This is a genomic window from Clostridium sp. (genome assembly GCF_036642255.1).
In the GTDB taxonomy this organism is placed as follows: Bacteria; Bacillota; Clostridia; order Clostridiales; family Clostridiaceae; genus Clostridium_J.
In genome coordinates this window covers 1-4,416 of the sequence record NZ_JAVWDJ010000085.1, presented here as the reverse complement: position 1 = coordinate 4,416, position 4,416 = coordinate 1, and the positions used below count along the sequence as shown (strand labels likewise).

4 protein-coding genes are annotated in these 4,416 nt (G+C 33.3%); all 4 read right to left on the bottom strand.

The features are described 5' to 3' along the window. Positions 1-374, bottom strand: a 374-nt coding sequence (locus RR409_RS20450) for a hypothetical protein (RefSeq protein WP_332559626.1), incomplete at its 3' end; no start/stop codon positions are given. Positions 375-397: 23 nt separating this feature from the next. Next, a complete protein-coding gene (locus RR409_RS20445; protein ID WP_332559625.1) occupies positions 398-2,131 on the bottom strand; it encodes a DHH family phosphoesterase in 1,734 nt (577 codons plus the stop codon). Between the two features lie 43 nt (positions 2,132-2,174). Then, positions 2,175-3,281 carry a hypothetical protein gene (locus tag RR409_RS20440; protein WP_332559624.1) on the bottom strand — a complete coding sequence of 369 codons (1,107 nt, stop codon included), beginning with the start codon at positions 3,279-3,281 and terminating at the stop codon, positions 2,175-2,177. Then, on the bottom strand, positions 3,272-4,416 hold a 1,145-nt coding region (locus RR409_RS20435; protein WP_332559623.1), incomplete at its 5' end, for a DnaB-like helicase C-terminal domain-containing protein. The genes RR409_RS20435 and RR409_RS20440, both read right to left, overlap by 10 nt.

The following is a 4,416-nucleotide window of genomic DNA, read 5'->3' as shown; positions in this document are numbered from 1 at the left end:
GGGAATTTGGTTGCCTGGTCTTTATACGCCTGGAATGATGTGATTGGGGCAGGAGCTGGTGCAGAAAAAACTTTAGATGGTTGTACTGGTGCTGATGCTGGTGTAGACACAACTCCCTTAGCAGCTTCAACCTCATCCGCATGTTTTCTGTCTATAGCTTTGGCAACTTCCTCTATAGAAGCATCTGCTACAATCTTTTTTGGCTCTTCTTTCTCCACTTCAACAACCTCAGCCGCGCTTATTTCCTCTTTTGTAAAATTATTGTTGTATATCTTTTCTCTTGTTTCAGTTGTTTCCTCTTTTATATTTCCATTTTCACCAAATTTCTTAGTTACTGTGGAAACTATTTCTTTTACTAACTTACTATTATCCATTTTATATTCACTCCTTTAATTTATTAAAAATAATATTCTTGCTTTTGTTGAACTTCATATTCTTTTACTAGTATTTGTGGTGTAACTCTCCCTTGCCAATTGTTTATGGCACAAGTTCCAACTACATCTAACTCAACAAACCCTTCGCTTATAAGACTTTCATACTCCTCTTGAGAAGCACCAAATTTAATTAGAGTTGTTTCATTTGGTAGTGTTATCTTTATAGTGGGGTTTCTATCTGCTGACATTAAAGTTATATTATTTTTTCTAACTTTAACTCCTTCAATAGCAATAAATGATTCTTCAACACCCTTGCCCCAAAGAGGTTTCATTCCACCTACATAAACTATATCTTGTGGATCGAAATCATTCGCTCTAACTATAAAATCGACATCATAACAAGGAGAAAAATCAAAATCCACTAAGTTATCATTGGCAAAATCTGTTAGAGCACTAATGTTCTCTTTTGGAATACCCACACCAAATGCTTGTGCATGCCCAGCCGCATAACTAACAAGACCGCTATTTAATAGAAATTCCCTTAAATCTTTTAACTCTGACTTATCAGAACCTCTACCAGAGCCTTGAAGCAATCCATCTTCTGTATCTCTAACTAGTAATACTGGTCTTTGGTATTTCGCCATGAGTTGATTAGCAATTAATCCTGTAAGATTCTTGTCAAGAGTACTATTAACTTGTATAATCATTATTTTATTGTCATACAACTTTTGTTCCTCTATTATGTTTTCCACATGGTCAATTCCTTCGTCTCTCACTTTCTTTTGTCGGTTTCTTATATTCACTCCATTCCTAATTGCTTGAGACACAACAGTCTCAAGTTGACCTTTGCACCCTCGCTTTGTGGAAGGAATTTGCTCAAATGCTCTGTGCTCTAACAAAGCATTAAACATAACCTTTTTTTCTTCAGCTGTTCCAACTCTTATTGTGGCGTTTATGATAGGAGCTATATAAAAAGCTAACCCAATAGGAGTTAATTCTCCACCTAAAGAGTATTCCTGTTTTTCAACAAGAGCCTTAAGAAAAGGATTGTTTATTCTTTCTAAGCCTTTTGTAAGAATGTGTCTTGTTTCGAATGTTCTTAAATCCATCATGTCAGCAATTTCAGATAGAGCAACAACATCTAAACAATCTTTTGCATATTCTGTTTTTAAGAGAGAATCTATCATAGAGATAAATTTAAATACTACACCTCCGCCGCAAAGGGTTTTATTAGGGTAATTTTCTGATAGTTGATTATTTATTACTGTAGCATACTCTGAATACTTCTCAGCTTCATGATGGTCAAGCACGAGAACGTCTGTTCCTGTTTCTTTTAGTGCTTGATGTATTTCATATTCAGAACTACTTGCATCTGGAGCTATCACTAATCCATATCCTTTATTAATAACTGTATCTAATATAATTCCATGTTCTTTTCCATCATGCATCCTAACATCTAAGTTAGAGTTTACAAAATTTGGAAATTGTTTAAAGAGGTAGTTTATCAACATTGTTGCGGAACATATTCCATCTGCGTCACTATCTGATTGAATAAATACTTTACTTCCTAATTTTATGTGTTTTAAAAGTAAAGCAACTCCCTCTTTCATATTATCTAACAGCATTGGGTCTAATATATCATCCTCTGTTGTACTTAAATAGTGCTTAATATCCTCTCTTTTAATTCCTCTATTGGTTAGTATTTGCTCATGAACTGATAAATCAATTCCATCGTTTTGTATAAGACTGTATTTCATACTAAGTCCTCCTTTATGTTTTAAAATACATAATATCATCTCCTTATAAAGTTATTCTTTCTTGAAACATTTGCAAAAACACTTCTTTCCCGTGGTCTATTGGGGAAGCTTTATAATCTAATAAATCTCCTTTGTCAAACATACATGACACAATAGCATAATTATGATATTTAGAGGCTATTGATTGAAGAGTTTTGACCAAGTTCCTAAATTCCTTATCACCTTTCTCTTTGAATTGTCTATCGAAGCACAACACTATCTCTTCAACACCTAAGTCTTTAAGTAATTCAAATTGATGGCTTGATAGTGAGCTTCCACAACAGGCAACTGAAATATTATTCTCTGCTCCAAATATACTATCGTATTTAAGAACTGACTTTTCTGATTCAAAGATTATAGCTTTCTTTATTATTTTTATTGTATCTTTGTTAAAATTTAATCCGTATAGAGCAAATCCCAAAGGGTGGTTATACATAACTCTATTGATTATTACTGGTCTGTATTTTCCATATAAAATAGCATCCTCTTGCACCATTGTTCTTCCTCTAATTCCAATTAAGTTTCCATTGTGGTCATGGTGCGGGATTACTATTTGACAATCTTGAGGGTAGTAACATATCCCATACCTATTCATTGTGTCTTTTGTAATTCCTTCTTTAGTCCATGGGTCTATTTTAGGAGTTGGAAGATATCTTAAAATCTTACCTTCATACATTTTCATATCTACTATTCTTTTAGTTTTTGACATTAATTCTTTTATCTTGTCATAGCTTTTGAATATAGACCAATCTTCTGACACTTCTTCTCCAAACTCTTGACTGACAATAGAACTAAATCCAAACTTAATTGCGATTATAGTTATTGCTTTTGGGAGTGATATTTTGTCATTGTATTGTTCATCAAATATTTTCACCATTAAATCAAATATATCAAATATGTCATTACATCCAGTTAAACATCTAAATAATTTAGTATTGTCATAATAATATAATTTTTTACTTCCTTCTCCAATGGAATTGTGACATATAGTGTCTGATACTATATGTCCTCCATGAATTGTGGGGTTTGCCCCAAACTCTTCCAGTAAGGAAAAGACATCTTGTATGGTTAGACTGTTCTTTATATAATCTTTATCATACTCTAACCCCAATTTTCTTCATTCTCCTTTTTAACTATGATTTTTGTATTTTCTATCTCTACCATTCCATAGAAATTATCTGTTAAAAACATTGGATAAATTCTACAAGTTCCTAGGTCTGCCCTACACCATAAAACAACAGATTTAAATTTACCCCTTCTGTTTTTGTAAATAGTCATTTTTATACTTGGTTTATCAAACAAACCTGATGATAGAACATCTTTTAGAGATTCTAAATCGTTTTCTGTTACGGGTAAGAGTAGACACCCTAGATCTATTTTATCTGCAATACTTTTCGCTCCTCTAAGTAAATTCTGATTACTTTCCTCAAGAGAGGCATCTTGATAGTTTCCATTAAGCTGAGTTGCTGACATAATAAAAATACCAAACTCATTACATAAATCTTTTAATCTTATAGAAATCATAAACAAAATATTATCTTCACGCAATTTAACTCCGCCAGTTCTTTTTGTTATCTCCTCTAGGATTTTTAAACTAGTGTGGATATAGTCAAAAAAAACGTATTTAACATCTTTGTCCCGAACATTCTTTTTAATTGTATTCTCTATATCTCTAAGTGAGAAGTCTGGCAACTCTTCAACATATAGTGGACTATTTTCCAAAATCTCAGCTGCTTTAATTACTCTTTCCTCTTCACCTTCCGCATAAGTTCCATTTAAAATAGCATCTTCATTAACATTAGATAAGAATGCCAACATCATAGTTTGAATTTCTTCCAATTCTTGTTCTGTTGTTACTAACAGTGTTGGTTCTGCAGTTCCATTTTTTATCCACCCTAGTGTAGCATCATATATTTCATTACAGCCTATGTTACATGCGTCCGCGACCATAGACCTCGTCTTACCCATCCCCGTGGCAGATGACCGCAAATAAAACTTCTTTAGTCTGGCCCCTCTTGTAATTGTGTTAACCAGAGGTCCGAACATAGGAACGCCAACCTCAGGTGCAAGTTTCAATCTTTCAATTAAACTCTTAGCTCCCTCTCCTGCTTGAGTAGATTCTCCTGACGCATTATCCACATAAGCCAATTTAATCGCTTCTATTTTTTCATCAATTGCATCAGATATACCTTCAAGAGAAGTGTTATCAAGCCAATCTTCTTGAATTTGTTTTTTCTTTATATCCA

What these genes read in the sequence shown, in the direction of transcription:
- RR409_RS20445 (WP_332559625.1), bottom strand. Translation starts at nt 2,131, where the DNA reads ATGAAATACAGTCTTATACAAAACGATGGAATTGATTTATCAGTTCAT.